Annotated in this window: 20 protein-coding genes and 1 riboswitch; of the genes, 7 read left to right on the forward strand and 13 right to left on the reverse strand. The window is 59.5% G+C overall.

Features of this window, described 5'->3' with window-relative positions:
- Positions 1 to 11: 11 nt before the first annotated feature.
- A riboswitch (TPP riboswitch) is annotated at positions 12 to 135 on the forward strand.
- A gap of 72 nt (positions 136 to 207) precedes the next feature.
- Positions 208 to 876: a thiaminase II gene (tenA, locus tag RM463_RS04125; protein ID WP_311429092.1), complete on the forward strand. Its 669-nt coding sequence runs from the start codon at positions 208 to 210 to the stop codon at positions 874 to 876.
- Between the two features lie 134 nt (positions 877 to 1,010).
- Here tenA and RM463_RS04130 read toward each other — a convergent pair whose 3' ends face one another.
- Both RM463_RS04130 and RM463_RS04135 read right to left on the reverse strand, forming a co-directional pair.
- Positions 1,011 to 2,048: a putative sulfate exporter family transporter gene (locus RM463_RS04130; RefSeq protein ID WP_311429094.1), complete on the reverse strand. Its 1,038-nt coding sequence runs from the start codon at positions 2,046 to 2,048 to the stop codon at positions 1,011 to 1,013.
- Positions 2,049 to 2,304: 256 nt separating this feature from the next.
- Positions 2,305 to 3,936: a choline dehydrogenase gene (locus RM463_RS04135; protein ID WP_311429095.1), complete on the reverse strand. Its 1,632-nt coding sequence runs from the start codon at positions 3,934 to 3,936 to the stop codon at positions 2,305 to 2,307.
- 213 nt (positions 3,937 to 4,149) lie between these two features.
- Between RM463_RS04135 and RM463_RS04140 the strand changes: the two genes are divergently transcribed.
- The 4 genes from RM463_RS04140 to RM463_RS04155 all read left to right on the forward strand — a co-directional run bounded on the left by RM463_RS04140 (position 4,150) and on the right by RM463_RS04155 (position 8,137).
- Positions 4,150 to 5,385 carry a TRAP transporter substrate-binding protein DctP gene (locus tag RM463_RS04140; protein ID WP_311429096.1) on the forward strand — a complete coding sequence of 412 codons (1,236 nt, stop codon included), beginning with the start codon at positions 4,150 to 4,152 and terminating at the stop codon, positions 5,383 to 5,385.
- The gene (locus RM463_RS04145) at positions 5,385 to 5,978 is read left to right on the forward strand and encodes a TRAP transporter small permease (protein ID WP_311429097.1); all 594 of its coding nucleotides are present in this window, start codon (positions 5,385 to 5,387) and stop codon (positions 5,976 to 5,978) included. Before RM463_RS04140 ends, RM463_RS04145 begins: the two co-directional genes overlap by 1 nt.
- 11 nt (positions 5,979 to 5,989) lie before the next feature.
- The gene (locus RM463_RS04150; RefSeq protein ID WP_311429098.1) at positions 5,990 to 7,264 is read left to right on the forward strand and encodes a TRAP transporter large permease; all 1,275 of its coding nucleotides are present in this window, start codon (positions 5,990 to 5,992) and stop codon (positions 7,262 to 7,264) included.
- A 90-nt stretch (positions 7,265 to 7,354) separates the two neighbouring features.
- Positions 7,355 to 8,137, forward strand: a complete 783-nt coding sequence (locus tag RM463_RS04155; protein WP_195687995.1) for an IclR family transcriptional regulator — start codon at positions 7,355 to 7,357, stop codon at positions 8,135 to 8,137.
- Positions 8,138 to 8,216: 79 nt separating this feature from the next.
- Here the strand turns inward: RM463_RS04155 and RM463_RS04160 are convergent, their stop codons facing one another.
- The 5 genes from RM463_RS04160 to RM463_RS04180 form a co-directional block, all read right to left on the reverse strand.
- On the reverse strand, positions 8,217 to 9,659 hold the full coding sequence (locus RM463_RS04160) for an APC family permease (RefSeq protein WP_311429099.1): 1,443 nt from the start codon (positions 9,657 to 9,659) through the stop codon (positions 8,217 to 8,219).
- Positions 9,660 to 10,109: 450 nt separating this feature from the next.
- Positions 10,110 to 10,598 (reverse strand): universal stress protein, encoded by a 489-nt coding sequence (locus tag RM463_RS04165; RefSeq protein WP_195687994.1) that lies wholly within the window; start codon positions 10,596 to 10,598, stop codon positions 10,110 to 10,112.
- 57 nt (positions 10,599 to 10,655) lie between these two features.
- Positions 10,656 to 11,996, reverse strand: a complete 1,341-nt coding sequence (locus RM463_RS04170) for a TRAP transporter large permease (RefSeq protein WP_195687993.1) — start codon at positions 11,994 to 11,996, stop codon at positions 10,656 to 10,658.
- Positions 11,997 to 11,998: 2 nt separating this feature from the next.
- Positions 11,999 to 12,559 carry a TRAP transporter small permease gene (locus tag RM463_RS04175; protein WP_195687992.1) on the reverse strand — a complete coding sequence of 187 codons (561 nt, stop codon included), beginning with the start codon at positions 12,557 to 12,559 and terminating at the stop codon, positions 11,999 to 12,001.
- Positions 12,560 to 12,657: 98 nt separating this feature from the next.
- Complete coding sequence (locus RM463_RS04180) at positions 12,658 to 13,740, reverse strand: TRAP transporter substrate-binding protein (protein ID WP_311429100.1); 1,083 nt, start codon at positions 13,738 to 13,740, stop codon at positions 12,658 to 12,660.
- A gap of 310 nt (positions 13,741 to 14,050) precedes the next feature.
- Between RM463_RS04180 and RM463_RS04185 the strand changes: the two genes are divergently transcribed.
- The gene (locus RM463_RS04185) at positions 14,051 to 15,541 is read left to right on the forward strand and encodes a PLP-dependent aminotransferase family protein (protein WP_311429101.1); all 1,491 of its coding nucleotides are present in this window, start codon (positions 14,051 to 14,053) and stop codon (positions 15,539 to 15,541) included.
- A gap of 51 nt (positions 15,542 to 15,592) precedes the next feature.
- Here RM463_RS04185 and RM463_RS04190 read toward each other — a convergent pair whose 3' ends face one another.
- The 4 genes from RM463_RS04190 to RM463_RS04205 all read right to left on the reverse strand — a co-directional run bounded on the left by RM463_RS04190 (position 15,593) and on the right by RM463_RS04205 (position 20,989).
- Complete coding sequence (locus RM463_RS04190; RefSeq protein WP_311429102.1) at positions 15,593 to 16,513, reverse strand: GTP-binding protein; 921 nt, start codon at positions 16,511 to 16,513, stop codon at positions 15,593 to 15,595.
- The gene (locus RM463_RS04195) at positions 16,500 to 18,125 is read right to left on the reverse strand and encodes an amidohydrolase (protein WP_311429103.1); all 1,626 of its coding nucleotides are present in this window, start codon (positions 18,123 to 18,125) and stop codon (positions 16,500 to 16,502) included. Before RM463_RS04195 ends, RM463_RS04190 begins: the two co-directional genes overlap by 14 nt.
- Complete coding sequence (locus tag RM463_RS04200) at positions 18,122 to 19,606, reverse strand: sodium:solute symporter (protein ID WP_195687987.1); 1,485 nt, start codon at positions 19,604 to 19,606, stop codon at positions 18,122 to 18,124. The genes RM463_RS04195 and RM463_RS04200 overlap by 4 nt, the downstream gene beginning before the upstream one ends.
- 90 nt (positions 19,607 to 19,696) lie before the next feature.
- On the reverse strand, positions 19,697 to 20,989 hold the full coding sequence (locus RM463_RS04205) for a Zn-dependent hydrolase (RefSeq protein ID WP_311429104.1): 1,293 nt from the start codon (positions 20,987 to 20,989) through the stop codon (positions 19,697 to 19,699).
- Between the two features lie 154 nt (positions 20,990 to 21,143).
- Between RM463_RS04205 and RM463_RS04210 the strand changes: the two genes are divergently transcribed.
- Positions 21,144 to 22,022 (forward strand): LysR family transcriptional regulator, encoded by an 879-nt coding sequence (locus RM463_RS04210; protein WP_267491278.1) that lies wholly within the window; start codon positions 21,144 to 21,146, stop codon positions 22,020 to 22,022.
- A 57-nt stretch (positions 22,023 to 22,079) separates the two neighbouring features.
- Here the strand turns inward: RM463_RS04210 and RM463_RS04215 are convergent, their stop codons facing one another.
- Together RM463_RS04215 and RM463_RS04220 are read right to left on the reverse strand one after the other, a co-directional pair.
- Positions 22,080 to 23,522: an FAD-binding oxidoreductase gene (locus RM463_RS04215; protein ID WP_311429105.1), complete on the reverse strand. Its 1,443-nt coding sequence runs from the start codon at positions 23,520 to 23,522 to the stop codon at positions 22,080 to 22,082.
- Between the two features lie 46 nt (positions 23,523 to 23,568).
- A complete protein-coding gene (locus tag RM463_RS04220; protein WP_195687983.1) occupies positions 23,569 to 23,952 on the reverse strand; it encodes a nuclear transport factor 2 family protein in 384 nt (127 codons plus the stop codon).
- Positions 23,953 to 24,396 lie beyond the last annotated feature (444 nt).

Here is a 24,396-nt window from a genome sequence, read left to right on the forward strand (position 1 = left end):
CTAGACTGGTCTTTCGCTTGACGGGGTGCCGGTGGAACCGGCTGAGATCGCCATACGACAATCACTGTCGCCACGGCGAGGCCCGTTGAACCTGACCCGGCTAGTACCGGCGTAGGAATCAAGCGGTAGCCAGGCCACCTCTCTGTCCCTACCCTCCGCCTACGCCCTACCTCATATGCCGGATGTCTTATCCTGACTGGAGGCATGATGGGCTATCGATTCAGCGATCTTACGCAGGCCTGCCAAAACGACTGGCGCGCCTATATCGAGCACGACTTCGTGGCTCAGCTCGCCGCCGGCACCCTGCCGGAAGAGGCATTTCGTCACTACCTGAAGCAGGACTACCTGTTTCTGATCCACTTCGGGCGGGCCTATGCGCTGGCGACCTACAAGAGCCGCGACATCACCGAGCTGCGCCATAGCCTGGATGGCCTGAAGACCATCATCGATGTCGAGCTTGGTCTGCATATCGACTACTGCCGCGAATGGGGCATCTCGGAGGCCGACCTGGCCGGCCTGCCGGAAGCCCGGGCGACCATGGCCTATACCCGCTATGTACTGGATACCGGCAACCGTGGCGACCTGCTCGACATGCATGTGGCCCTGGCCCCCTGCCTGGTCGGCTACGGGGTCATCTCCCAGTGGCAGGCCGAGCAGCCCTTCACCGTTCGCGGTGAGGACAACCCCTTCGAGAAGTGGTTGCAGATGTATGCAAGTGACGAGTTCCAGGCCGCCATGCACGACGAGATCGCCTGGCTCGACGCCCGCCTGGCCGATGTCACGCCCGAGCGGTTCGAGCAGCTGGCCACCATCTTCCGCGACGCCACCCGCCTGGAGGTCGACTTCTGGCAGATGGGGCTGGACCTCGCCGACTGACTCCTCTCTGAGCATGACGCCGTCTCATCCGGTGCCATGAAACGATCACGCCGGCCCAGGGGCCGGCGTGATCGTTGTTACTCATCCCGTAATGTATCGGGTAGTGCCCGTAGCCGGGCGACCGGGGCCACGAATTAAAGGCTTACCAGGCCTGTCTGGATAAATACCAGCACCAGCAGCAGCAGGAACAGTGTCTCGGCTACCATCAGGATCACCGGCTTCCAGCCCACCACGGCCAGCTTCTGGAAGGATGTCTTGATACCCAGGGCGGCGATGGCAGTGACCAGGCACCAGCGCGACATCTCGGTGAAGCCATCGACCACCACCGGAGGAATCCACCCGAGGCTGTTAACGATCACCAGGGCGACGAAGGCCACCAGGAAGCTCGGCAGCATCGGCACCTTTTGATCGCCCCCCTCTTCCTGACGCTCACGGCGAAACAGGAACATGAACACCATCACCGCCGGTACCAGCATGGCCACGCGCAGCAGCTTGACGAAGGTCGAGACATCGCCGGTATCCTGGGAAATCATGTAACCGGCACCCACCACCTGGGCCACATCATGGATGGTGCCACCGAGGAAGATCCCCGCTTCCGTATCACTGAGTCCCAATACCCCTACAATCAGCGGATAGGTGACCATCGCCAGGGTGGAGAGCGTGGTCACGCCGGCCACCGTCATGATGGTGTTGCGTTCATGGGTAGCGTTACGCGGCATCACCGCCGACAGTGCCAGCGCGGCCGAGGCCCCACAGATCGCCACCGAACCACCGGTGAGCAGCCCCATATCGCGATCAAGCCTCAGCAGGCGTGCCATGACCGCACCAAAGGCGATGGTGAAGGCCACTCCGCAGATGACGGTCAGCACCGGGCCGATCCCTAGCTCGGCGACCTCCTCGATGGTGATCCGCACCCCCAGCAAGGCCACACCGAGGCGCAGGATAGTCCGCGCCGAGAACTCAACGCCGGCCAGGCAGCGCCCCTCCTCGGAGAGGAAGTGCAGGGTCATGCCGAACAACAGCGCGTATAGCAGGGTTGGACCACCATAGTGATCGGCGATGAACGTCGTGGCCAAGGCGATAGTGATGCAGATCAACACACCCGGCATTCTTTGCTGAAAGGCATCCATCAGACGCGTCGGGGAAAACCTGGAGACTTCGAGACTGGACATGAAAGTTACTCCCTCGGCGGTCTGGGCCAGACCAGATTGCCGCCTTTGTCGACAGGGGGCGCCCAACAGGGTAAGCGTCCCGCTTATTATTGGAATCATCGGCTCGAGTCGGCCTGAATCCTGGCCGCACCCGCTGGGTATGGGGCTCGTGCGCAGGCGGAATGCACATGGTGGCCCTCATGGCGCATGGTGCCTCGACCACCCTGTCAGAGTTAGCGCCAGTTGATGGACGTGGTTGAGACCAACCACTTGCCTCTCAGGCGGCGCCACACGTTACCCCATGCGACACCTTGATCATGTCGGCCGCCTTCTCAGCGATCATGATGGTGGGCGCATTGGTGTTACCGGAGACGATCACCGGCATGATCGAGGCATCGATCACGCGCAAACCTTCCAGGCCATGCACACGCAGCTGATCATCCACCACCGACATGGTGTCCTGCCCCATCTTGCAGGTCCCCGCCGGATGATAGATGGTCTGGCTATACTGGCGGGCCGCATCGAGAAGCTCCTCATCACTCTGGTACCGAGTCCCGGGCACATACTCCTCGGTGATAACCTCGGCCAGCGGCAATTGCTCGGCGATACGTCGTGCAACCTTGATCGCATCCACAGCAACACGACAGTCCTCCTCCGTGCTCAGGTAGTTGGGCTGGATCGAGGGGTAGACTCCAGGGTCTGGACTGGTGATACGGATTGACCCGCGACTAGTGGGTCGCAGCTGACAGACCGAGGCTGTAAAAGCGGAGAAGGGGTGCACACCTTCAGCCGGCTTGTCGGCAGACAGCGGCTGCATATGAAACTGGATATCCGGACGCTCCAATCCATCCCGCGACCGGGTAAAGACGCACACTTGGCTGGCGGCAAGGGTCAGGGGGCCTTTGCGAGTCAGCGCATACTGAGTGCCCACCGCCAGCTTCCTGAGCGGGTGGCGCACCTCGTCATTGAGCGTTCGACAGCGCGTCTTGAACACCAGCCGGATCTGCAGGTGATCCTGAAGGTTCTCCCCCACACCGGGCAGCTCATGGAGGCACTCGACACCGACCTCGCTCAGATGCTTAGGATCGCCGATACCCGAGCACTGCAGGATCTGGGGCGAGCCGATCGCGCCGCTGGACAGCAGCACCTCGCGATTGGCCCTCACCCGCTGCACCTGTCCCCCCTGGTGATATTCCACCCCCACCACGCGCTTGCCTTCCAGCAGCAGCCGCTGGCAGTGAGCACGCTTGATTAGTGTCAAGTTGTTGCGCCTTAGCGCCGGGCGCAGAAACGCCTTGGCCGTCGAGCAGCGGAAGCCCTTGTAGGACGTCTGCTGGAAATAGCCGACTCCTTCCTGGGTCGCCCCGTTAACATCGGGGTTCTCGGGAATTCCTGCTGCCTTGGCTGCCTCGATAAAGCGCTCGGCAATCTCACGCCGTAGCCGCAAGTCCGACACCTTCAACGGCCCCCCGGTGCCGTGGAACGCGTCGGCGCCACGCTCCTGGCATTCGGATTTCTTGAAGTACGGCAACACCGCGTCGTAGTTCCAACCAGTGTTGCCGACCGCGGCCCAGTCGTCGTAGTCCTCACGCTGGCCGCGAATGTACAGCAGCCCATTGAGGGAACTCGACCCGCCCAAGACCTTGCCACGGGGCCACTGCAGCCGGCGCCCCTTGATGCCCTTGTCGGGATCGGTCAAGTAGCACCAGTCGGTGGCCGGGTTGTGCATGGTCTTGAAATACCCCACTGGGACATGAATCCAGGGGTTCCAGTCGGCTCCGCCGGCCTCCAGCAGCAGCACCGACACCTCAGGATTCTCACTAAGGCGATTGGCGAGGACACAGCCCGCCGAGCCGGCACCGACGATCACGAAGTCGTAGGCGCTTTGCGTTGGAGTTGTTGATTTCATTGCAATCCACCATTTATTTGAGACTTTTTGTCTCAATTATGCTGATACAAAAAAATCAAACGGTCAATATCGATACAAAAAAACTCAATTTTCTTGATCTGCAACAAAACGCGCTCTATGGTGAGGCCAGTGGCTCGCTTGAATTAACATGCCATCTGCGCGAGACCACCCGCATCCCCAAAGATCAACCACAAGATTCGGGAGCAACGCCTCATGACTTCCTCTCAGTCCAACCGTCTCGGCCTCTCGCGGCGCGACTTTCTCAACATCTCTGGGCGCTTCGGTGTGACCTCGACGCTACTCGCCGCCGGAGGCCTTGGCGCTGGCCTCACTGCCAGCGGCCTGGCCCGAGCCGCCGAGTCAGAGCAGAAAAGGCGATACCAGAGTGAGCCGAAGTTCCAACTGCGCTTCGGCGCCTCAGGCTTCAACGAGCGCAATCTCGACCTTCAGAAGTCCGGGCAGCTATTCTTCGCCCGGGACCTCGAGGAGCGCACCAACGGCGCCATTCGGGTCGAGTTCATGGGCAGCAATGAGGTCTGCAACCAGCTCGACTGCGTCAGCAAGGCCCAGCAGGGCATCGTCGATATCTTCTCCGCCTCTACCCAGAACTCTGCGGGCGGCGCGCCCTATCTGAACGTGTTGGACTTCGCCTACATGTTTCCGACCGTCGCCTCGATGTTTCACTTCTTCTACGACCAGCGCAGCGAGACGCTGTTGAGGGAACCACTTCGCCAGCGGCACAACCTGCAGTTCCTGTTCACCCACTGCGACCTGCGCGGGCTGATGATGGGGCTAAACTGGGCCGACAAGCCGTTGGTCACCAGTCTGGAAGAGCTTCAGGGCACCAAGAACCGCGTCACCGGCACTCAGATGGGACGCATCGCCATGGAGCAGCTGGGCCTGAACCCGGTACCGGTGGCCTGGGAGGAAACTCTCGACGGCCTGCGCCAGGGCCTGCTCGATGGCGCCGAGACCTGGATGAGTGCGGTCGCCTATGCCGGCATGGCGCCGGTAGTCTCCCAGGCGGTCGACCTGCGTTTCTTTGCCGGTACCGAGCACACGGCAATGAACCTGTCCAAGTTTGAAAGCCTGGGCAGCGAGCTGCAGGAACAGGTAATGGAGTCGGCGTATGCCGCACAGATCTTCACCCAGGGTATGAACGAGGCCGGCCGCTACCAGATTGTCGGCGCTACCGAGCATCCCGCCGCAGGCACCGTGTTTGCCGAGAATAATGTGCGGGTCGCCCCCCTATCTGATGAGATCCGCGCCCAGGCCGAACAGCTGTGCGCTCCGGAGTTCAACCCCGAGCCCTGGGAGCAGTGGCGCGAGCGCCTCAATGCCTGGGCAGGCGGCGTGGACATCTACCAGGAGATCCATACCATCGCCCGGGAGATTCCCCGCGACATGGCCGCGGTCAACGTGGCGCCGAAGCGCTGGTGGAGGGTGTAATGACTGCCCGCGATACTTCCCATACCGCACAGGGGACGCCTACGGGCGCCCCGCTGCTCCGTCGGCGGCCGGCCTGGCTCGTGCCGATGAAGTGGCTCGACGACCACCTGGAAAAGGCGATCATCCTTATCGCCTATAGCGGAATGGCCGGGATCATCTTCGTCGAGGTCATCCGGCGCTTCTTCTTCAATCTGCAGGCGCCCTGGAGTACCAGCATTCCGGTGCTGCTGTTCCTGTGGCTGACCTGGTTCGGTGCTTCGCTCAACGTCAAGCAGCGCACCCACCTGTCGCTCAACGAGATTCGCATGCGGCTGCCCTACGTCGGCCAGTTCCTGTGCCAGATTCTGGACGCCGTGCTATGGATCGTCTTCGGCGCCCTGGTGATCAACTTCACCATCGACCAGGTGCAGCTGGCGCACATGAACTTCGCCATCGTGCCCGGCACCAACAGCGTCATGCAGTGGTGGTTCTACCTTGCCACGCCCCTTGCCTGGACACTGATCATCATCCGCGTGCTGCAGAACCTGTTCGTTGACGTATGCCGCTTCAGGCGTCGCGAACCCTTCAACCTGCAACCCTCGATCATGGACTAGGAGATATCGACATGACGGACGGACTCATGATCGGCCTGGTCACGGCCGGTTGCACTACCATTTTCCTCCTCGGCGTACCGATCTTCCTGGTCATCGGCCTATGGGTGGTCGGGACCAGCCTGATCATCGACTTCACCCTGGCCAACATCGGCGTCACCCTGTTCCAGGGCCTTAGCTTCTTTGGCCTGCTGGCCCTGCCACTGTTCATTCTGACTGGCGACCTGATCAACGCCGCCGGCATCGCCAAACGTCTCTCCGACTTCGCCTATTCGGTGCTTGGCTGGCTGCGCGGCGGGATGGGCATGGCCACGCTGGGCGCCTGTGGCCTGTTTGCCGCCATTTCCGGCTCCAATGCCGGCACCACCGCGACCATCGGCTCCATCATGCAGCCCGAGATGATCAAGAACGGCTACGACGAGCGGTTCTCCGCGGCCACCGCCGCCTCGGGGGGCACCGTCGGCATCATCATCCCCCCGAGCATCATCTTCATCGTCTATGGCTTCATGATGAACCTGTCGATCAGCGACCTGTTCATCGCCGGCATGATCCCCGGCGCCATGATGGTATTCGGCATGATGGCGGCTTGTCATCTGGTGGCCAAGCGCCATGGCTGGGGCACCCTGATCCCGTTCAAGGCCGGGGCCAGTGCACGATTCGCGCGACGCGCCTACCTAGGCTTTGCCACCATCGGCGTGGTGCTCTACGGCATATACTCGGGAAAATTCTCGCCCACCGAAGCCGCCGCCATCACTGTGGGCTTCACACTGATCGCAGGCCTTCTTATCACCCGAGAGATCCGCTTCACCGCCCTGCCCAGCATTATGCTGCGCTCCGGCCAGATCGCCGGCATGCTGGCGCCGCTGATCGCCATCTCAGTAGTGATGCAGCAGCTGCTGTCGGTGCTGGGTGCCGGCCAGGCACTCGAGGAGCTGCTCAGCGGGCTCGGCAACTACTACGTGATTCTGGGCGCCTGCATGCTGATGATCCTGGTGGCCGGAATGATACTGGAGAGCCTTCCAGTCACCATCATCCTGGCACCTATTCTGGCGCCCATCGCCCAGAGTGCCGGCGTTGACCCAATCCATTTTGCAGTAATCTTCCTGGTGGGGGCAGCCATTGGCTTCGTAACGCCACTCTTTGGTCTCAACCTCTACGTGGCCAGCAGCATTACTGGCATCCCCTATCTGCGCCTGGTGAAGTTCGTGATTCCCTACTTCATCGCCCTGATCACCTGTTGGATCGCAATTTCTCTCTGGCCGGCCCTGTCGCTGTTCCTTGTCGGCTAACCACTGTAAACGGCAAACGCGGCAAGTCCCTTCGGGCTTGCCGCGTTATCATGATCATTTACTGCCGCTTCACGTCAAAGAGGCCTACGTATGCCGACCGACAGCTCCACTTCACGCCGCAATACGACCAACTCCACTCTACAGCGGGGCCTGTTGCTGCTCGAGGCCGTCGCAACGGCCCCTCACGGCATGAGCGCCGCGGATCTGGAACGACGCCTGGAGATCCCCAAACCAACCCTACACCGCCTGCTGAAGCAGCTTGAGGAGCAGGAGTTCGTCATCCGCGATCTGGAGGGTCGCCACCTGCTGCCCGGCGAGCGCCTACATTGCATCGCCATGGGAGTGCTTTCAAACGAGCGACTGAAAGCTCCGCGGCGAATCCTGCTCAAGCGTCTGGCAGATGAGGTCGGCGAAACGTGCAACCTGACTCTGCTCGATGGCCACGAGGTCATGTACTACGAGCGAGTCGAGACCAACTGGCCGGTGCGGATCCAGCTGCCACCCGGCTCCCGCCTACCGATTCACTGCACTGCCAGCGGAAAGCTATTCCTGGCGTTGATGCCCCCCCATCAGCGACGCTTACTACTCCAGCACCTCCCGCTGGAAGCTCATACCCCCTACACCGCCACCACGGCCGACGACCTCGAGTCGCGTCTGGAGACGATTGTCAGCCAGGAGCTGAGCACCGATGATGAGGAATTCATTCAGGGCATGGTTGCCGTGGCGGTACCAGTCTATGACCAGGCAGGTCGCATGCAGGCCACGCTGGCCATTCATGCTCCTCGCCTGCGCCACACCATCGAAAGCCTAAAGGAATGGGCGCCGCTGATGCGGCGCATCGCATCGGAGCTTCAGGACACCCTGTGGGCTTAGCAGTCCATCCTACAGCATGGGGCCTGCGAGCACCTTGTAGCGATCGAGGGCCCCATCTCAGCCAGTCAGCCGTTCGATGTCAGCCCTCGCCGGCCGCCAGGATCAGGCGGTCAAGCTTATGCTTGGGCATCTGGTGAATATGCAGCCGACGCGCGACATAGAGGACTGCTCCCAAGGCACCCCAGGCCACCAGGGCAATCCAGGAGGGTAGGCTCAAGGCACCCGGCGAACCAGGAATCAGCAGCAGCGACAGGAAGCACAGGCTGCTAAGGGCCCCCATCAGCGACAGTACCTTCTTGAAGGGCGAGACGCAGCCCTCATAGTGTTGCCCCACGCAGGCCGGAGACCACTTGAAGCACTTGTAGGCCACCGCACAGCAGTAGAAGTAGGCAATCGCCACACCGGTGGCGGCCATGTCGACGATCCACAGCAGCACTTCACGCCCGAACCAGGGCGCCAGCAGGCAGATACCGCAGGTGAACAGAATGCCGGTGGAGGGAGTGCCGTGAACGGGGTGAAGCCGAGCAAACATCTCGGGCAGGAACTTCGCTCGCCCTTGAGCGAACAGCAGGCGACTGGTGGAAATATAGAAGCCGTTGAGACCGGTGGCGATCCCCATCAGCAGCGCCACGGACAGAACCGTGAGCCCCAGGTTGCCCAGCACGCCCTGCACCATCTCACCGGTGCCCCAGACCGGAGAGCTAGCCACCAGCTCGGTCCAGGGCATGGCGATCGAAGTGGCGACAATCAGAACCGAGTAGTGCACAGCCGCCATCAGCAACGCGAGGACAATCAGCATAAATGCCTTCGCCGGTGAGAAGTCGAACTCCTCCGCCGCCTGGGGTACGCTGTCGAATCCCACATAGGCCCAGGGCGCAATGGCGACGATGGCGAAAATCGCCGACCAGGTGGCCTTTTCCGGCTGAAACAGCGGCACCATGTTGTCGAACGACGTGGTAGGCGAAACCAGCATCCCGACAACCACCAGAAAGGCACCGCCAACCAGCAGCATGCAGAAGATGAACTGGCTCTTTCCCGAGAGGCTACCACCACGAATATTGATCCAGGCAAACAGCATCAATGCCAGGCTGGCGATGGCCACCTCTCCGAAATAGACCTCCCAGCCGGCAATGGCGTACATTCTTCCGAAGGTCGCTATTTCGGGCACCAGAAACTTCGCCAGTAGAGCTAGTGCGGAAGCATTCAGTGCCACGATGGAGATATATCCTAGTGTCAGGAACCACCCGCAGAAGAACGCATGCTGGCGCCCGAACCCCAGGTAGGCGTAGGAGAATCCTCCACCTGTCACAGGAAAAATTTTTATCAGAAATCCATAACTTACGCCGATGATGATCATCAGCAGAGCCCCGATCGCCAGCCCGATGATGGCCCCCATTGGACCTGCCGTGGCGATCCAGTCGGCGGGGAGCACAAAGCTGCCCCACCCGACGGCGGAACCAAATGCAATGGCCCATACCCAATGCGGTTTCAGACACTTCTTCAGCTGACTGGTTTGTTCCATTAAATTTCTCCTTCGTTCCAAAGATGCAACGATATTGTCAGAAAATCTATTTTTTCCGGCATCCTATGGAAGTCTTTAGGTTACGTTCTTCTTGTCCCACCTTGGGCTTCTTGCGAAACCTGGAACCAGCAAAAAAGCATAAAGCCCTTGGCAATAAGCGGCTCTCATTGCTTTAAATAGCCACAATCCATACGACTACAGGTCTTTTGCCCAATCCATATCAACACTCGATACTAGGACGTCACCCACAGAGCCGATAGGTCCAGAAATGATTTCCACATTGGACCACAACGACTAACATCTAATTGACGTTAGTTTATAACTGAAGAACATCGCTGATGATTACAAAAAAACGCCACCCATTTCGAAGGGTGGCGCCTGACATTTGCCAAATCTGAGTTACTTAACCCGATCTCTGCCTATATCAACCAACGACTCATGCATTGCTTATCAAGAACTCTTGGGTACCACCACTACCGGGATTTTGGCCCTCTTGATCACCCCCTTGGTTACCTTGCCCGCGTAGCTGGCAGAAAAGCTACGCTTGTTGGCGGCTACCACGATCATGTCAAACTTTCCCCGGCTGGCAAAATGGGAAATTACCGACGATGGATAGCCTTCCAGCACGGTGCAACCTATCTGTCGGTCGCCAAGGGCCTCATGCAGTTGCGAGTGGCGTTGCCAGAAGGCATCGAGCCTGGTTTCCAGTTCAACTCGAGCCTGCTCGATGCGCTGCTCCATTAATGTATTTAGCACGTCACGATCACGAATATTGACCTTCAGCGTGTTCGCCATTTCATCGGGAAGTGCCTTGACCGCATGCAAGACATGCAGCTCGGCCTGTGTTGCCAGTGCCAGGGAGATCGCTCGATGCAACACGTAGTCGCTATCAGCACGTAGACCCACGCAGCACAGGATGCGCTCTATACCATGACTCATGCTTCCTCCTCGACCGCCACCAGCATCATGGCCTGATGGCGATTCATCGTGGGCCGATCAGTAGCCCAGCAGGCTGGGTAACCACAGCGAGATCTGCGGGAAATAGGCAATGATAAAGAGTGCCACGATCGAAGCACCGGCAAAAGGTAGTGCCTTGAGCGATATTTCCTCGATCGATGCTCCTCCAATACCCGAAGCAACGAACAGATTCTCACCCAGTGGTGGCGTCTGGAAGCCAATCGCCAGGGCACAGACCACGACGATGCCCACATGCACCGGATCCATCCCCAGCATGTACATGATAGGCAGCAGCACCGGCGTCAGAATCATGATTGCCGCCAGAGTCTCCATGAACATACCCACAAACAGCAGGAAGAAGATTACCATGCCCCAGATCAGGTAGATGTTATCGGTAAAGCTCAACATCCCCTCGGCAATATAGGCCGGTACCCGCTGCTCCACCAACAGACGCCCAAAGACCGTGGCCGTGAACAGTATCAGCAACACGCGTCCAGTGATCCAGGTGGTGGTCTCCAACGTCCGCATGGCGGGCTTCCATGCAAGCTCCTTGTGCAGGAAGGTGCCGACGATCAAGGTATAGACGATAGCCACGACAGCGGACTCGGTAGGCGTGAATAGACCGCTATAGATGCCCCCCAGAATGATGATGGGTGCCAGCATCGACCAGACACCCTTGCGCAGGGTGCCGCGGATCTGCGGCCAGGACCAGTGATCGGTCAAGCCTCGATAGCCACGCTTGCGTGAAATAAAGTAGTTGATGCTCAAGAGGCAACTGGCGATCACGACACCCGGCAGGATGCCGGCGATAAAGAGCTTGGGAATGGAGAGTGTCTGAAAGGCGCCATGCTCGGCGACGGCTTCCGGCGGTGGTTGCAGCCCCATACCCGATATGCCGAAGATCACCATGGGAATCGACGGCGGTATCACAACACCCAGCCCACCCGAGGAGGCGGTAATGGCCGAGCCGTAGCCTCGATCATAGCCACGGTTGGCCATGGCCGGGATCATCAGCATGCCCACCGCCGCGGTAGTGGCGGGGCCGGAGCCCGAGATCGCGCCAAAGAACATGCAGGCAAACACCGTAGCCGCTGCCAGCCCACCGGTCACCGGTCCGGCGAAGGCCTCGGCGATATCCACCAGCCGCTTGGAGATACCCGCGGCCTCCATTAGTGCTCCCGCAAGAATAAACGCCGGCAACGCCATCAGCGGAAAGGATCCCACCGAGGTGAAGGCGATCTGCACGAATGCCATGGGGTTTTCCCCCAGGCTGAGGTAGGTAGCCAGCGCGGCCACCCCCAGGGAGACTGTGATCGGGGCTCCGAGGATCAACAGCAGGAAGAAGACCCCAAACAGGACGTAAATAATCGTCGTATCCATGCCTATCTCTCCCCGCCTTCCGGTGTGTCTTGCACGTCACCACCGGTGTTTTTGAGTTTTTCGACTTCCTGGGATTCGGGGTCGACGATATCTACCTTCTTGATGAATCTTAAATAGTTATTCTGAAGAATACGGATCGTCATGGCAGTGAAGGCGATCGGAAGAATCAGATAGAAATACTTCATCGGAACGCCCAGTGTCTGAGACTTCCAGAACAGGTTCATCCTGTTGAACACGAAGTCATAGCTCATATAGATAAATACAGCATTGAATCCGATCCAGATCAGGTCGGTCAAAAGACCACAAACCTTTTCCACCCAGCGCGGAAGAAACTTGAACTGGAACGTCACTCGGTTGTGCGCCGACATCTTGGTGGCATATACCGCCCCGAGATAGGCAAACCAGACGAAGGCGTATGTCGCCAGCTCATCGCCCCATGGAAGCGAGTAGCTGAACAGGTTGCGCAGCAGAATCTGTGCGAAAAGCAGCGCTACGAAGGTAACCAGGAGAAACTGGCAGAGATAGTTCTCCAGATTATCGATTAGCTTGAAGAAATGTTTCATTAAGCCGACCCCCTGAGGCGAGAACCTTCTAGGAACAGCCCTACCCCGGCCAACGGCCGGAGCAGGGGGCGTTTCACGCCATCATGATAAAACCGGGATCACTGCTCCGGAGCGGGCTCTCGACCCAGCGTGGCGAGAACCTCGTCCAGCTTTTCCTTGCCTCCGATGCTGTCGTAGAAATCAGGCCAGATGCCGGTGGCAAGTTCGATCCACTCCTGCTCGTCATTGGCAGGCTCGACGATCTCCATGCCATGCTCTTCCACCAGGCGCTGCTTGATGGCTTCCTCGCTTTCCAGCAGATAGTTGTAACTGTGCTCGGTGGCTTCCTGACCAGCCTCAAGCACGGCTGCTTGAAGCTCTGGGCTCAGACTCTGGAATTGCCCCTCGCCAATGATCAGCGGCTCCAGCGAGAAGACATAACAGCTGTCGGTAACATAGTCCTGAACCTCGTAGAACTTCATGGCGTCGATGGTGATATAGGGGTTATCCTGCCCATCGACCACACCCTGCTGCAGGGCAGTGAAGGTTTCCGACCACGCCAGCGGGTTGGGGTTGACGCCCCAGGACTGGTAGGCAGAAATCATGATCTCGTTCTTGGGCACTCGAATCACCAGGCCGTCGAGATCGGCCGGCTCAGCCACTGGACGTGCGGAGTTGGTCAGACGACGGCAGCCTGAATAAGCCCAACCGAGAAGACGCACACCCGCATCTCGAATGGTATTCTCGGCCAGCTCCTCACCGACCTCCTCCTGGGTCAGCAGCTTGGCATCTTCGGCCCCCTGGATGACGTAGGGCAGTGTCAGCACCCCCACTGTCGGCGAGAACGGGGTGATGTTGTTGATGGCGACGATGGAGAGGTCCAGCAAGCCCATGCTGGCATTGTTGACGGTGTCCTGTTCGCTACCGAGCTGACCATTGGGAAAGAGGTCCACGGTGACATCGCCGTCGGTCTTCTCCTCGATCAGTTCGGCAAAGGTCTTGCCAAGTTCATACTGGGTGCCACCGGCGGCGTCGCCGACTGCCATTTTCCAGGTCTCGGCCATCGCGTTGCCACTCAGCGCAAGACTCACAGCGGATACCGCCATGGGAAGAACAAGTTTCTGAATACGCATAGGGAGCTCCAAGGGTTGTTGTTGTCGTTGACGACAGGTAAATGGCAGGTGACCAGCAACACTGATCATCGAAGAGGGCTCTGCCGGCACGTCAACACTCGGGGAGTCATGTCAGGGTGGTGTCTCGTCCCTTCAGGCCCTACTCTCCTCCATCTCCTTGCATGGAACAGGAGTTATCACCTTTCCATACTTCGGGTTCTACGCACTTACCAGACCACCGACTAGTACCAGTGCGGCATTACCCTTTGGTCCAGCTGTAACAAATGGATTTATAAAGGAAAATAACCAAGTACAATGGACAGCACCACCAACGCGAACTGCCATCGAGCCATGGCGGCACAGCCCATTCCACCGTTGGTAAGATAAGGACAGCGCACCCATGAGCGAGCTACTTTTCCATCTCGATCCCAATCTGCCTGATAGCCTGCAGCGTCAGCTTCGGGAACAGATCGCTCGCGCCATCCTCAACGGCCACCTGCCACTGGAGCAGGCCCTCCCCTCGAGCCGCAAGCTGGCCAGGGACCTGAACGTGGCCCGCAACACCGTGATGCTGGCCTATGAACAGTTGCTGGACGACGGTTATCTGCTCGCCAGGGAGCGCAGCGGCTACTTCGTCAACCCCGAGATCCTAAAGGGCCACGCCGAAAAGCCGGTACGTCTCAATGATATCGAAGCCGACCGACTGCCCTGGGAAGAGCTCCTGACCATGCATCCTTCCCGGCAGAAGACCATCAACAAGCCCAATGACTGGCCCAGCTACGACTACCCGTTCCTGTACGGCCAGATCGATCCTGACCTGTTCCCTACCCAACGCTGGCGCGAGTGTAGTCGCGACTCGATGAGCGTACCGGCCATCCGCAGCTGGGCCGTGGATCATCTCAACAACGATGACCCGATGCTGATCGAGCAAATCCACCAGCGCCTGCTCCCCCGCCGCGGAGTCTGGGCCAAACCCGAGGAGATCCTGGTGACGGTGGGTGCCCAACAGGCGCTATGGATCACCTGCATGCTGATGCTCAAGGCCGGGCGGCGATTCGGCATGGAAAACCCGGGCTACGTTGATGTTTACAACACCGCACGTACCTTTACGGACGATATTCTGCTGCTACCGGTCGATGAGCAGGGGATGCGACTGGACGCCGATATCGCAAGTTGCGATTTCGTCTATGCCACGCCCAGCCATCAATCACCAACCACGGTCACCATGCCTCTGGAGCGTCGGCGTAAACTGCTGGACATGGCCGAGATCCATAACTTCCTGATCATCGAAGACGACTACGAGAGTGAAACCAATTATCTGGATACCCCCACCCCGGCACTCAAGAGCCTCGATCGCCACAAGCGGGTCATCTATGTAGGCAGTCTCTCCAAGACCCTGGCACCCGGGCTACGTCTGGGCTATATGGTCGGCCACCCCACGTTGATTCGCGAAGCTCGAGCGCTGAGACGCTTGATGCTGCGGCATCCGCCGACCAACAACCAGCGTGCCGTGGCGCTGTTTCTCGACCGCGGCTATCACGACGCCCTGCTGCGTCAGATGCATCAGGCATACCACAGACGCTGGCAGCTGATGAGAGATGCCCTGGCCCGTCACATGCCTCACGCAGCGTTGCCTTCCACCTACGGTGGTTCCTGCTTCTGGATCAAGGGGCCTGAGGGCCTCGATTGCCAAAAGCTCAGGCGCCTGGCCGCCGAGCAGAGCATTCTGATCGAATGCGGCGACATCCACTTCTTCGATACTCCTCGTAGAGAGTACTTCCGACTCGGCTTTTCGGCGATTGCCGATGATCGTATCGAGGAGGGGATCGCACGCCTTGCGGCACTGATACCGCTGGCCATGCAGGCCTGTGATACCCCGCCTTCGATCTAGCGCCGCGCTCAGGGAATGGCCCCCACACCAACTATCACCACTCGGCCGCAGTCACAGGGTCGCCAGCGTGGTCAATAGCGCCTCAAAACGCTTGCCAGCGCGACCGATACAGACCACCTGATTATGGCCGGCCACTGGCGCCGGCCGAAAATGCAGTCGCCCACCGCTGAACTGCAGCAGTTGTCGGCTATTTCGGCGCTGACAATGAACAAACCCCTTGGCACGCAGCAGCACATCATCATGTTCAAGCAGAAGCTCCTGTAGCCGTTCTAGATCCACGGCGCTGGACATCGTCAAGCTTGCCGAACGCCAGCCACCCGGGCCACCGCCGGCGTGATCCAGTGGTGCCCCAGTAGCAACCGGTGTCATGAAAGTCCGTGCCGGAGCAGGACGCACCTCGCGTGCTCTTCCTTCCTCCATAGGCTCAATTAACGCCTCCGGATTCAGCTTCTGTAGTCCGTCAAGCAGCGCCTGTGGCTTATCAGCCCCGGTAAGTCGGTTGACCAACAGACGTGTCGCGGCGCGAATCTGGGCGTGCCAGGTTTCGCCGACCAGCCGATCGTCGCGATGGGTCTCGATACGACTGCCGTCGACCAGGCAAACGACCTCCTCGAGCTTCAGGCGTTTCGAAACACGGGCAATATCGGCGATGCGCGCAGGATCGGCGACCCCGCTGGTCTCGATAAACACCGCTCGCGGCGCCTGCTTGAGTCGCATGGCCTCGGCCAGCTGCTCGGCCAGAGTGCCCCCCAGGGTGCAGCAGAGACAACCATTGCTCAGCTGGATCATTCGATCATCGCGGTAATCGATCAGCTCGGCATCGATATTGATATCGCCAAAATCGTTGATCACTATCAGCGAGTCCTCGGGAATCCCTTGCCGAATCAGCTCATTGAGATAGGTCGTCTTGCCCGCACCCAAAAAGCCGCTGATTACCGTAAGCGGCGCCTCAGCCACCTCACTCGGCCTCATGCACGCGCCCTCCCAGCACCGTTGCCAATACCTGGATATCCTTGAGTTCCTGCGGCGTTGACGCCAGCGGATCACGGTCCAACGCGACCATATCGGCGAACTTGCCGATTTCAAGGCTGCCCACCAGATGATCAAGGTGCAACGTATAGGCGGCTCCCAGCGTAACCATCTCCAATGCCTGCTGGACTGAAACCCGCTCCCTCTCACCCAACACCTGACCCGTGGCAGTCTGGCGCATGACCGCGCACCAAGCGGTGAATAGCGGCCCTAGCGGGGTGACCGGGGCATCACTGTGGATGGCAGTGGGAATCCTTAATCGTGCAGCGCTGGCCAGCGGTTCGAGTCGCTGGCAGCGTTCATGCCCCAGGGTACGCTGGCGATGAATATCACCCCAGTAGTAGAGATGGTTGGCGAACATGTTCAGGCATAGGTCCTGAACGGCAGCTCGTCGCATCTGGGCATGGTCGATCACCTGGCAGTGCTGAAGGGTGTGGCGATGATCGCACCTGGGCCAGAACGTCAATGCCCCCTGCAGCGCATTCAGCATCAACTCGACGGCCTCATCGCCGTTGGTATGGATATGCAGCTGGATACCGGCCTGATGGTAGGCTTCGACTATCTCTCTGAGTGTCTCCGGGGGGGCATTCCAGATGCCATTGGCATGGCCATCATGATAATGCGGCCACTTGAGGCGTGCGGTGTAGCCCTGAATCGAGCCGTCGGTCATCAGTTTAACTGGTCCGAAATGCAGCTTATCGTTGCCTTGCTCGAGGCAGCCCTGCAGGCGCTGGATGCCATCTTCCACCGACCAGGCAAGCGCTGCCATAGCAGGTACCAGACGCACCGGATAGCTCTCCTCGGCGGTTACCTCCTTGAGTGTTGCGATACCCTCATCGGTCAATGGATTGTAGAGATCCGTAATGGTGGTCACCCCGGCATTGCGGGCGACTCTACCGTAACGGTGCAACGTCTCTGGGACGCCTACCATCTCGAAAAGATTCATGCCCAGGGTTTCGAAGACAGCGTGCATGGCGGCCATTTCCTGAAGTTCGCCGTTAGGTCGGCCGTCTTCGCCAAGCATGATGCCTTCAATCGCCACGTGCTGGTGCAGCCCTGCATGCTCGAGCATCGCAGAGTTGACGGTCATCACGTGTAGGCTGGCGTGCAGGATCACCAGAGGGCGGTCGTTGACCGCCTCATCCAGCTGTCTGCGGTCGAGCCTGGCACCCTCGAAGTAGACCGGGTCGAACCCCCAGGCGATCAGTGGCTGACCCGGCGGCAACCCCGCCGCCTGATCTCGCAGCAGCGTTTGAACGGCCTCGAAGGTCTGGGCACCGGCCCAGCGTTCCCCCTCAGGATCGCGGCGCGGGAAGTACCCCACGTAGGGGTACTCCCACATGGCCCCCTCCAGGGCATGGCTATGACCTTCGACAAAACCCGGCATCAGGCAGTTGTCGGCGAAGCGACGATCCACCTCAATCTCGCCAAGCTCCTGCATCACTGCCATATCCCCCACCGCCAAGATACGGCCGTCCTTTACTGCCACATGAGTAGCCACGGGCTGTGAAGGGTTCATGGTGATGATCTTGCTGGCCTCATAGACTCGGATCATTGCAACTGCTCCTTGGGGCTACCCTGAATGGTGGGGGTGTCAGAAATCGGCTCCTGGTGTCGCGCCGAGGCGGAGGGCAAGTCGTCCCAGAAAACGGCGGCCACGCTCTCCTCTGCTCCATGTTTGGTGATCAAACTTCCGCCCACGATGACCACTAGAGAAACCAGGAAACCAGCAAAGACCTGGTCGATTCCGGTATCGAAAAGCGGCCAGATCAAGGTAGTCGCACAAGCCAGGATCATGCCCGCCATGACGGCTTTCCCGGTCACCCGACTCCAGAACATAATCGCCAGGAAAGGAATCACCAGGGTTGTCGCAGACAGCCGCAGTGCCCACTGATAGAGCGAGATGATATCGGTCATCAGGAAGGCAACGCCGAGAGCCGCTACTGCGATCAACACCACACTAAGCCTGGCCACGAACATCTTCTGATCGTTGTTGGCATCAGGGTTGATCATTCGAGCGTAGATGTCCTGAGAGATATTCGAGGCACCCTGAAGGATAAAGGAGTCGGCACCGGTCATCAGCGCAGAGAGCAGACCCACGACCACGATGCCACCGACCGCCGGGTGCAACAGCTCAACCGTCACATAGGAGAAGATCAGGTTTGGGTTCATGTCGAGAGGGACGAACTGACGGGCCACCACGCCGATACCGAAAGGAAGCAGGGTGAGCACCAACAGTGACGCATAGGCGGTCACGCCGGCCTTTACCGCCACCCGCTCGTCCTTGGAGGCGAAAATGCGCTGCCAGGTTGACTGCCACACCAGATAGAAGGGTGCCACGGTCAACGCAAATACCAGCACATCGCTCAGCCCTCCTGCTCCCGTTGGACTGATGTAGTCCACCGGCGTATTGGCAATGATCGATGAGAAGCCACCACCGAAGTTGACCACGACCACGGCCAGAATCACGATACCTAGCACCACGATCACACTCTGCAGAGCATCGGTTACGATGGTGGCCACCAACCCACCAAGAATGGTGAAGCCCAAGATCAACGCAAAGGAGAGAGCGATACCTACCTTGACGTCCATGTTGAAGACAATATGGAAGATGGTGCTCATACCGACGATTTGCAGTGCCGTAGTCGGCACCGAGTATACAAAGGCGGAAAACACCGAGGGCAACAATCCGACCCGAGCGCCGAACCGCTCGCCGAAAAGATCAGCCAAGGTGTAAAGCCGTTGGCGACGAAGAGGGGCGCTGAACAGGATGATCAGCAGCATACTGGTCAGCAGTGCCGGTGCGGCGAACTTGAAGTAGCCCGACATGCCAACGGTGAAACCCATGCCGATCCAGCCGATGAACACGGCTGCGCCACAGTTGGTACTGATATGGGTCCCTACGATCTTCCAGAACCCCATATTCCACCCGGCAATCAGGTAGTCATCGGAGTTCTTGACCTTTAGAAAATAGTAGAAACCGATGGCGAACATGCTCGTGAAGTACGCCACGATATAGCCGTAGTACCACTCCATACGATAGTCCTCGTGCTTATTGTTGTTGACACTGTTTGTTGCGAGTTATTGCCTGCATGCGTAGCTGTTGGTGGCTTGTCGCTGCTCGTATCAGTGTTGACTGCACTCCGCGGCTGCGGTCGCCGAAGCCCTGACCTGATCAGCCTCAGGGGGCTGCTCGGCAAGATGCAGCATCGCATCAAGCAGCACATTGGTGCCCGCTGCCAGGTCGTTCAGCTCGGCGCGCTCGGCCTCGTTGTGGCTCAGACCGCCGGCACAGGGCACGAAGATCATTGCCGTAGGCGTCACACCGGCAAGATGACAGGCATCATGGCCGGCACCTGACAACATGCGGCGGTAACGATAGCCCCTGGAGCTGGCGGCCTCTTCGATGACCTCGATACAGTCAGGATGAAAATCAACGGGGGGTGTATCCATGATCCGGTTGAGCTGAACCACGACAGAGGTATCCTCTGCTACCTTCGCGCTCGCCTGCCTGAGCGCGCTCTCCATCGACGCCTGCCCCTCGACACGGGGGTGGCGCATATCAATTGTCAGCTCCACCTGGCCAGAGAGGGTGTTGGGTGAGTTCGGCACATTCTCGATATGTCCGACACTGGCCACGGCCAGGGGCGCATGAGCGTCGGCGATCGTCTGCACCTCCACGATTAGACGGGCGGCGGCGGCAAGCGCATCCCGCCGCCCCAGCATCGGAGTGGAGCCGGTATGCGCTTCCTGCCCGGTCAGCGACACTCGATACCAGCGTGAACCCTGGACACCGGACACCACACCGACGGTCTTCTGCTCCCGCTCGAGGACTGGCCCCTGCTCGATATGGGCCTCCAGGAAAGCCCCCAGCCGATGACTGCCACAGGCCACCTCACCGACATAGCCAATAGCCTCCAAGGCCTCCGCCAGGGAGATACCATGGTCGTCCTGACGGGCCAGCGCATACTCCAGCGAATAGACACCTGCATGAACGCCGGAGGCCAGCATCGGCGGCGTGAAACGTGCCCCCTCCTCGTTGGTCCATACGCAGACCTCCAGCGGGCTGCGAGTCTGTATGCCGTTGTCATTGAGTGTCTCGAGCACTTCCAGGCCAGCCAGCACGCCAAAGACACCATCGAAACGACCCCCTAGAGGCTGAGTGTCCAGATGGCTTCCGCAGGCGATGGGGAGGCATTCGGGGTCGGTCCCGGGCCGGCGGGCAAAGATATTACCCAGGCGGTCGATACGAACCTCACAGTTGGCTTGGCGACACCACTCGATGAACAGGTCACGACCACAACGATCCTCGTCGGTCAACGCCAAACGCGAACTCCCTCCTAAAGAGGTAGCGCCGATTTCCGCCATGGACATGATTCGCTGCCACAGACGGCGCGCATTGATATTCACTAAAGTCATAATTACCTACCTTGTTAGTTTGTTGTCAGGTAATTCGAAGGGGCGAGTCGCTTGGGCGACCTGCACTGCACCTCTCAAGGTAGCGAGACAAAGTCGCCTCGTATAATATCAAAACGCTAACAAACGCTAACAACTGATACTCCCAAGGCATCAAATGAGTCGTTATCTACAGTCTCAGATACGCTATTTCATGGCAGTTGCTGAAGAACTGCATTTCCGCCGCGCGTCAGAGCGGCTTCACGTGGCACAACCGGCGGTCAGCAGGGCAATCCGTCAACTCGAGACGCAGCTAGGTGTGACACTGCTTAAACGAGACAACCGCAATGTCGCGCTAACGGCGGGAGGAGAGGCGTTTTATAGGGAATGTAGGAAAGCGGCCGACATCCTGGAGGATGCCGGCGCCAGTGCCATTAGAGCGGCTGGCGGCGAATCCGGTCACTTGGCGATCGGGTATATCGACTTTGCCATCAATGGACCTCTACCCAGGCGTCTGTCACGATTCTACGAGGCCTTTCCCGATGTCAGTATCGAGCTGAGACGGCGCGACTCCCACGCTCAGCTGGAAGATCTGGAAGCCGGCCGGCTCGACCTGGGACTCTTGATCGGCCCTGTAACATCCGACAAGATCGTTCATCGCACCTTCTACCAGGCGCCCTATGTAGCGGTATTACCTCGCGACCACCCGTTGGCAGAATGGCGGGCAATTCCCCTCGAGGCCCTAGCCAATGAACCTTTTATACTCGGCAACTCCGATAGCTGGCGTCATTTCATTCCTCACCTGCAGTCCTACTGTCTCAAATCAGGGTTCATTCCTCGTGTCGCGCTGGAAGCACCCAATAGCGACAGCATCTTCGGGCTAGTGGCTGCCCGAATGGGCGTAACCCTCTATCCGGATTGCGAGCTGAGCCACGAACGCAGTGACATCGCCATTCGTCCGCTGGAAAACAGCAATGCCAGGCTGAGTATTGAGCTCGCCTGGCATGCTGATAACACCAATCCTGCTCTGACTTCCTTCATCGAGCAGAGCTGGTGACTAAGGAGCGCGATAACGGTTCGGCGGGCCCAGACCCGCCAAGCCGGTAATCGACGCTCAGAGCACCTCATCCTTTAGGTGGTACCAGCGATACAGGAAACGCTGGCCGAAGCGCCGGAAGGGCGCGAAGGCCTGTGACTCAACCATCTCACGGACATTTGGGTACGGCAGTTTGGAGGTGAAGATCGGCAGATCCAGCTCCTGGCCATGACCGGCGATCCACTGTGCCAAACGCCGCCCCGCCTGGGCGGAGTACATCACGCCGTTGCCGCCGTAGCCCAGGGCGTAGTAGACCGTCTCCTTGGCATCGGGCTGATGGATGCGTGGCATCATGTCGTGACTGACATCCACCCAGCCCCACCAGGAATAGTCGATATCGACGCCCTGGAGCGCCGGGAACTTGCGGTGCATGTTACCCACCAGCATATCCTTGTACTTCTGCTGTGGGGCGTCCCGGCCCGTGATGGCACTGCGGCTGCCGATCTGCAGGCGGTTGTCCGGCAACAGGCGATAGTAGTGACGCAGAATGCGCGTGTCGGTGATGACCTGACGCGTGCGCAGGCCACAGGCCTCGATCTCGTCATCGGTCAGCTTGCGCGTGACGATGGAGTTCGAGAGGATCGGCAGCAGCCGGTTCTTTAGCTCGCGATGCAGGCTTTGGGAGGTGTAGCCGCCGGTGGCGATGCCCACGGCCCGCGCCTTCACCACCCCCCCAGGGGTCTGCAGATAGTGCACGCCGCCACGGGTCTCGAAACCCTGTACCGGGCTTGCCGGATGGATCTTCACGCCCAGTGCCCGCGCCTTGCGGTGATAACCGAAGGCCAGCTTGCCGGCATGGATACCGATGCCTTCGGGTTCGTGCATGGCGCCGGCCGCCTCCTGGTCGCCGAGCCACTCACGCTTCACCGTATCGGCATCGAGGATTCGGGCATCGTAGTCGAAGGTCTCGCGCAGCAGCTTGGCCTCTTTCTCGAGGGTCGGCATGACCTTGTCGCGGTGGGCCACGTAGAGGTGACCTCCCGGCTGCGGTTCGCAGTCGATATCCTTGATCAGCTCCTTGAACGTCGCCATGCCATCGAGGCATTCGCGATGCAGCTTGAGCGCCGTGTCCAGGCCGTAGCGCTGGATCCACTGGGAGCGCTTGAGACGGCCCGAGGCACACTGAGCCTGGCCGCCGTTGCGGGTCGAGCAGCCCCAGCTGGTACGGTTGGCCTCGAGCACGGTGGCCTTGATGCCGTACTCCTGAGCCAGGAAGATCGCCGCCGTGAGTCCCGTGAAGCCGGAACCGATGATGACCACATCGGCATCCGTGTCCTGGGTGATGGGCCCATCATCGGCCGGCGGCTCGCCGGCGGTGCCGATCCAGTAGGTCGGCGCATAGTCACGACCCGTCCCCGGAGTGGTACTCTTCAGGGGGTCATAGGCCGGATCATATGGCTGGGCGGGTGAGGTCTTGGTCGCCTCGTTCTCCACCCCGCTTCTTGGCATTGTTGTCTCCATGATCGGACTCCTAGCAGTCTGGATACTGTGCTCGAACCCGAAACAATCAGGCGTTGACGGGCGGACGGTTCTTGCGGAAGGCGTTCTTCACGGCGATCTTGCCATCGCGGAAAGTGAAGGCGTCGATCATGCGCGCCTCGGAGCGTACGCCGTCGGTGGTGGTACCCTTGTAGGTCGACTCGGTGAAGCCCTTGTCACCGACGACATGATGTTCGGCATCGACCCAGGCGGCATCGGGAGCACTCTTCCAGGCGTTCTCGAGACCCTGGCGCACCTCCTCCTGACCAACAAAGCTCTTGCCAAGCAGATCGGGACCGCCAACGGCGTGGAAGACGCAGTCATCGGTCATCATCGACATGATCGCGTCGATGTCGTGATTGTTGAGAGCATCGCTAAAGGCCTGCAGAAACTCGGTGGTCGGCTGACTCATGATGGACTCCTGGTGAGTTGTCGTTATCGGTACTGCCCTGCCGGGCAGCTGGCTGATCGTGGCGACACCTGGGCCGCGTACAACCCAAGACTACTGACAAAGCACCCAGGACATTAGCGCCAGATACATACCGGCTGTTGGGCCAGAGAAGCCGGCAAGAGCAGTGTTGTTCGCCACCTCCATGGCCATCCAATTGACATGAAACCTGAACACGGAAACCCCGGCTCAACGGCGCATGAGGCCGTTGAACCGGGGTTTCATTTCCCCCGGTACTGCGGGGGGACGCCCTTACATTAGAGCTTCAGGATCAGACGTAGTCCTGATACTTCTCGAGCATGCGCACCGGCTTCTTCAGGGCGTCACGGCGGAAGGGGTCGCCCAGCTCGCGGGTGCACATGACCTCGATGACGCAGGTCTTGCCTTCGTTCATCTGCATGTCCACGG

The sequence above is a fragment of the Halomonas sp. LES1 genome (assembly GCF_031846005.1).
Taxonomy (GTDB): Bacteria; Pseudomonadota; Gammaproteobacteria; order Pseudomonadales; family Halomonadaceae; genus Halomonas.

Coding starts and splice junctions, on each gene's coding strand:
- RM463_RS04190 (WP_311429102.1), bottom strand. CDS start 16,513: ATGAGGCCGAGTGAGGTGGCTGAGGCGCCGCTTACGGTAATCAGCGGC.
- RM463_RS04170 (WP_195687993.1), bottom strand. CDS start 11,996: ATGGATACGACGATTATTTACGTCCTGTTTGGGGTCTTCTTCCTGCTG.
- RM463_RS04145 (WP_311429097.1), top strand. CDS start 5,385: ATGACTGCCCGCGATACTTCCCATACCGCACAGGGGACGCCTACGGGC.
- RM463_RS04150 (WP_311429098.1), top strand. CDS start 5,990: ATGACGGACGGACTCATGATCGGCCTGGTCACGGCCGGTTGCACTACC.
- tenA (WP_311429092.1), top strand. CDS start 208: ATGGGCTATCGATTCAGCGATCTTACGCAGGCCTGCCAAAACGACTGG.
- RM463_RS04175 (WP_195687992.1), bottom strand. CDS start 12,559: ATGAAACATTTCTTCAAGCTAATCGATAATCTGGAGAACTATCTCTGC.
- RM463_RS04200 (WP_195687987.1), bottom strand. CDS start 19,606: ATGGAGTGGTACTACGGCTATATCGTGGCGTACTTCACGAGCATGTTC.
- RM463_RS04180 (WP_311429100.1), bottom strand. CDS start 13,740: ATGATCAGTGTTGCTGGTCACCTGCCATTTACCTGTCGTCAACGACAA.
- RM463_RS04215 (WP_311429105.1), bottom strand. CDS start 23,522: ATGGAGACAACAATGCCAAGAAGCGGGGTGGAGAACGAGGCGACCAAG.
- RM463_RS04185 (WP_311429101.1), top strand. CDS start 14,051: ATGAGCGAGCTACTTTTCCATCTCGATCCCAATCTGCCTGATAGCCTG.
- RM463_RS04155 (WP_195687995.1), top strand. CDS start 7,355: ATGCCGACCGACAGCTCCACTTCACGCCGCAATACGACCAACTCCACT.
- RM463_RS04140 (WP_311429096.1), top strand. CDS start 4,150: ATGACTTCCTCTCAGTCCAACCGTCTCGGCCTCTCGCGGCGCGACTTT.
- RM463_RS04135 (WP_311429095.1), bottom strand. CDS start 3,936: ATGAAATCAACAACTCCAACGCAAAGCGCCTACGACTTCGTGATCGTC.
- RM463_RS04130 (WP_311429094.1), bottom strand. CDS start 2,048: ATGTCCAGTCTCGAAGTCTCCAGGTTTTCCCCGACGCGTCTGATGGAT.
- RM463_RS04220 (WP_195687983.1), bottom strand. CDS start 23,952: ATGAGTCAGCCGACCACCGAGTTTCTGCAGGCCTTTAGCGATGCTCTC.
- RM463_RS04165 (WP_195687994.1), bottom strand. CDS start 10,598: ATGAGTCATGGTATAGAGCGCATCCTGTGCTGCGTGGGTCTACGTGCT.
- RM463_RS04205 (WP_311429104.1), bottom strand. CDS start 20,989: ATGACTTTAGTGAATATCAATGCGCGCCGTCTGTGGCAGCGAATCATG.
- RM463_RS04160 (WP_311429099.1), bottom strand. CDS start 9,659: ATGGAACAAACCAGTCAGCTGAAGAAGTGTCTGAAACCGCATTGGGTA.
- RM463_RS04210 (WP_267491278.1), top strand. CDS start 21,144: ATGAGTCGTTATCTACAGTCTCAGATACGCTATTTCATGGCAGTTGCT.
- RM463_RS04195 (WP_311429103.1), bottom strand. CDS start 18,125: ATGATCCGAGTCTATGAGGCCAGCAAGATCATCACCATGAACCCTTCA.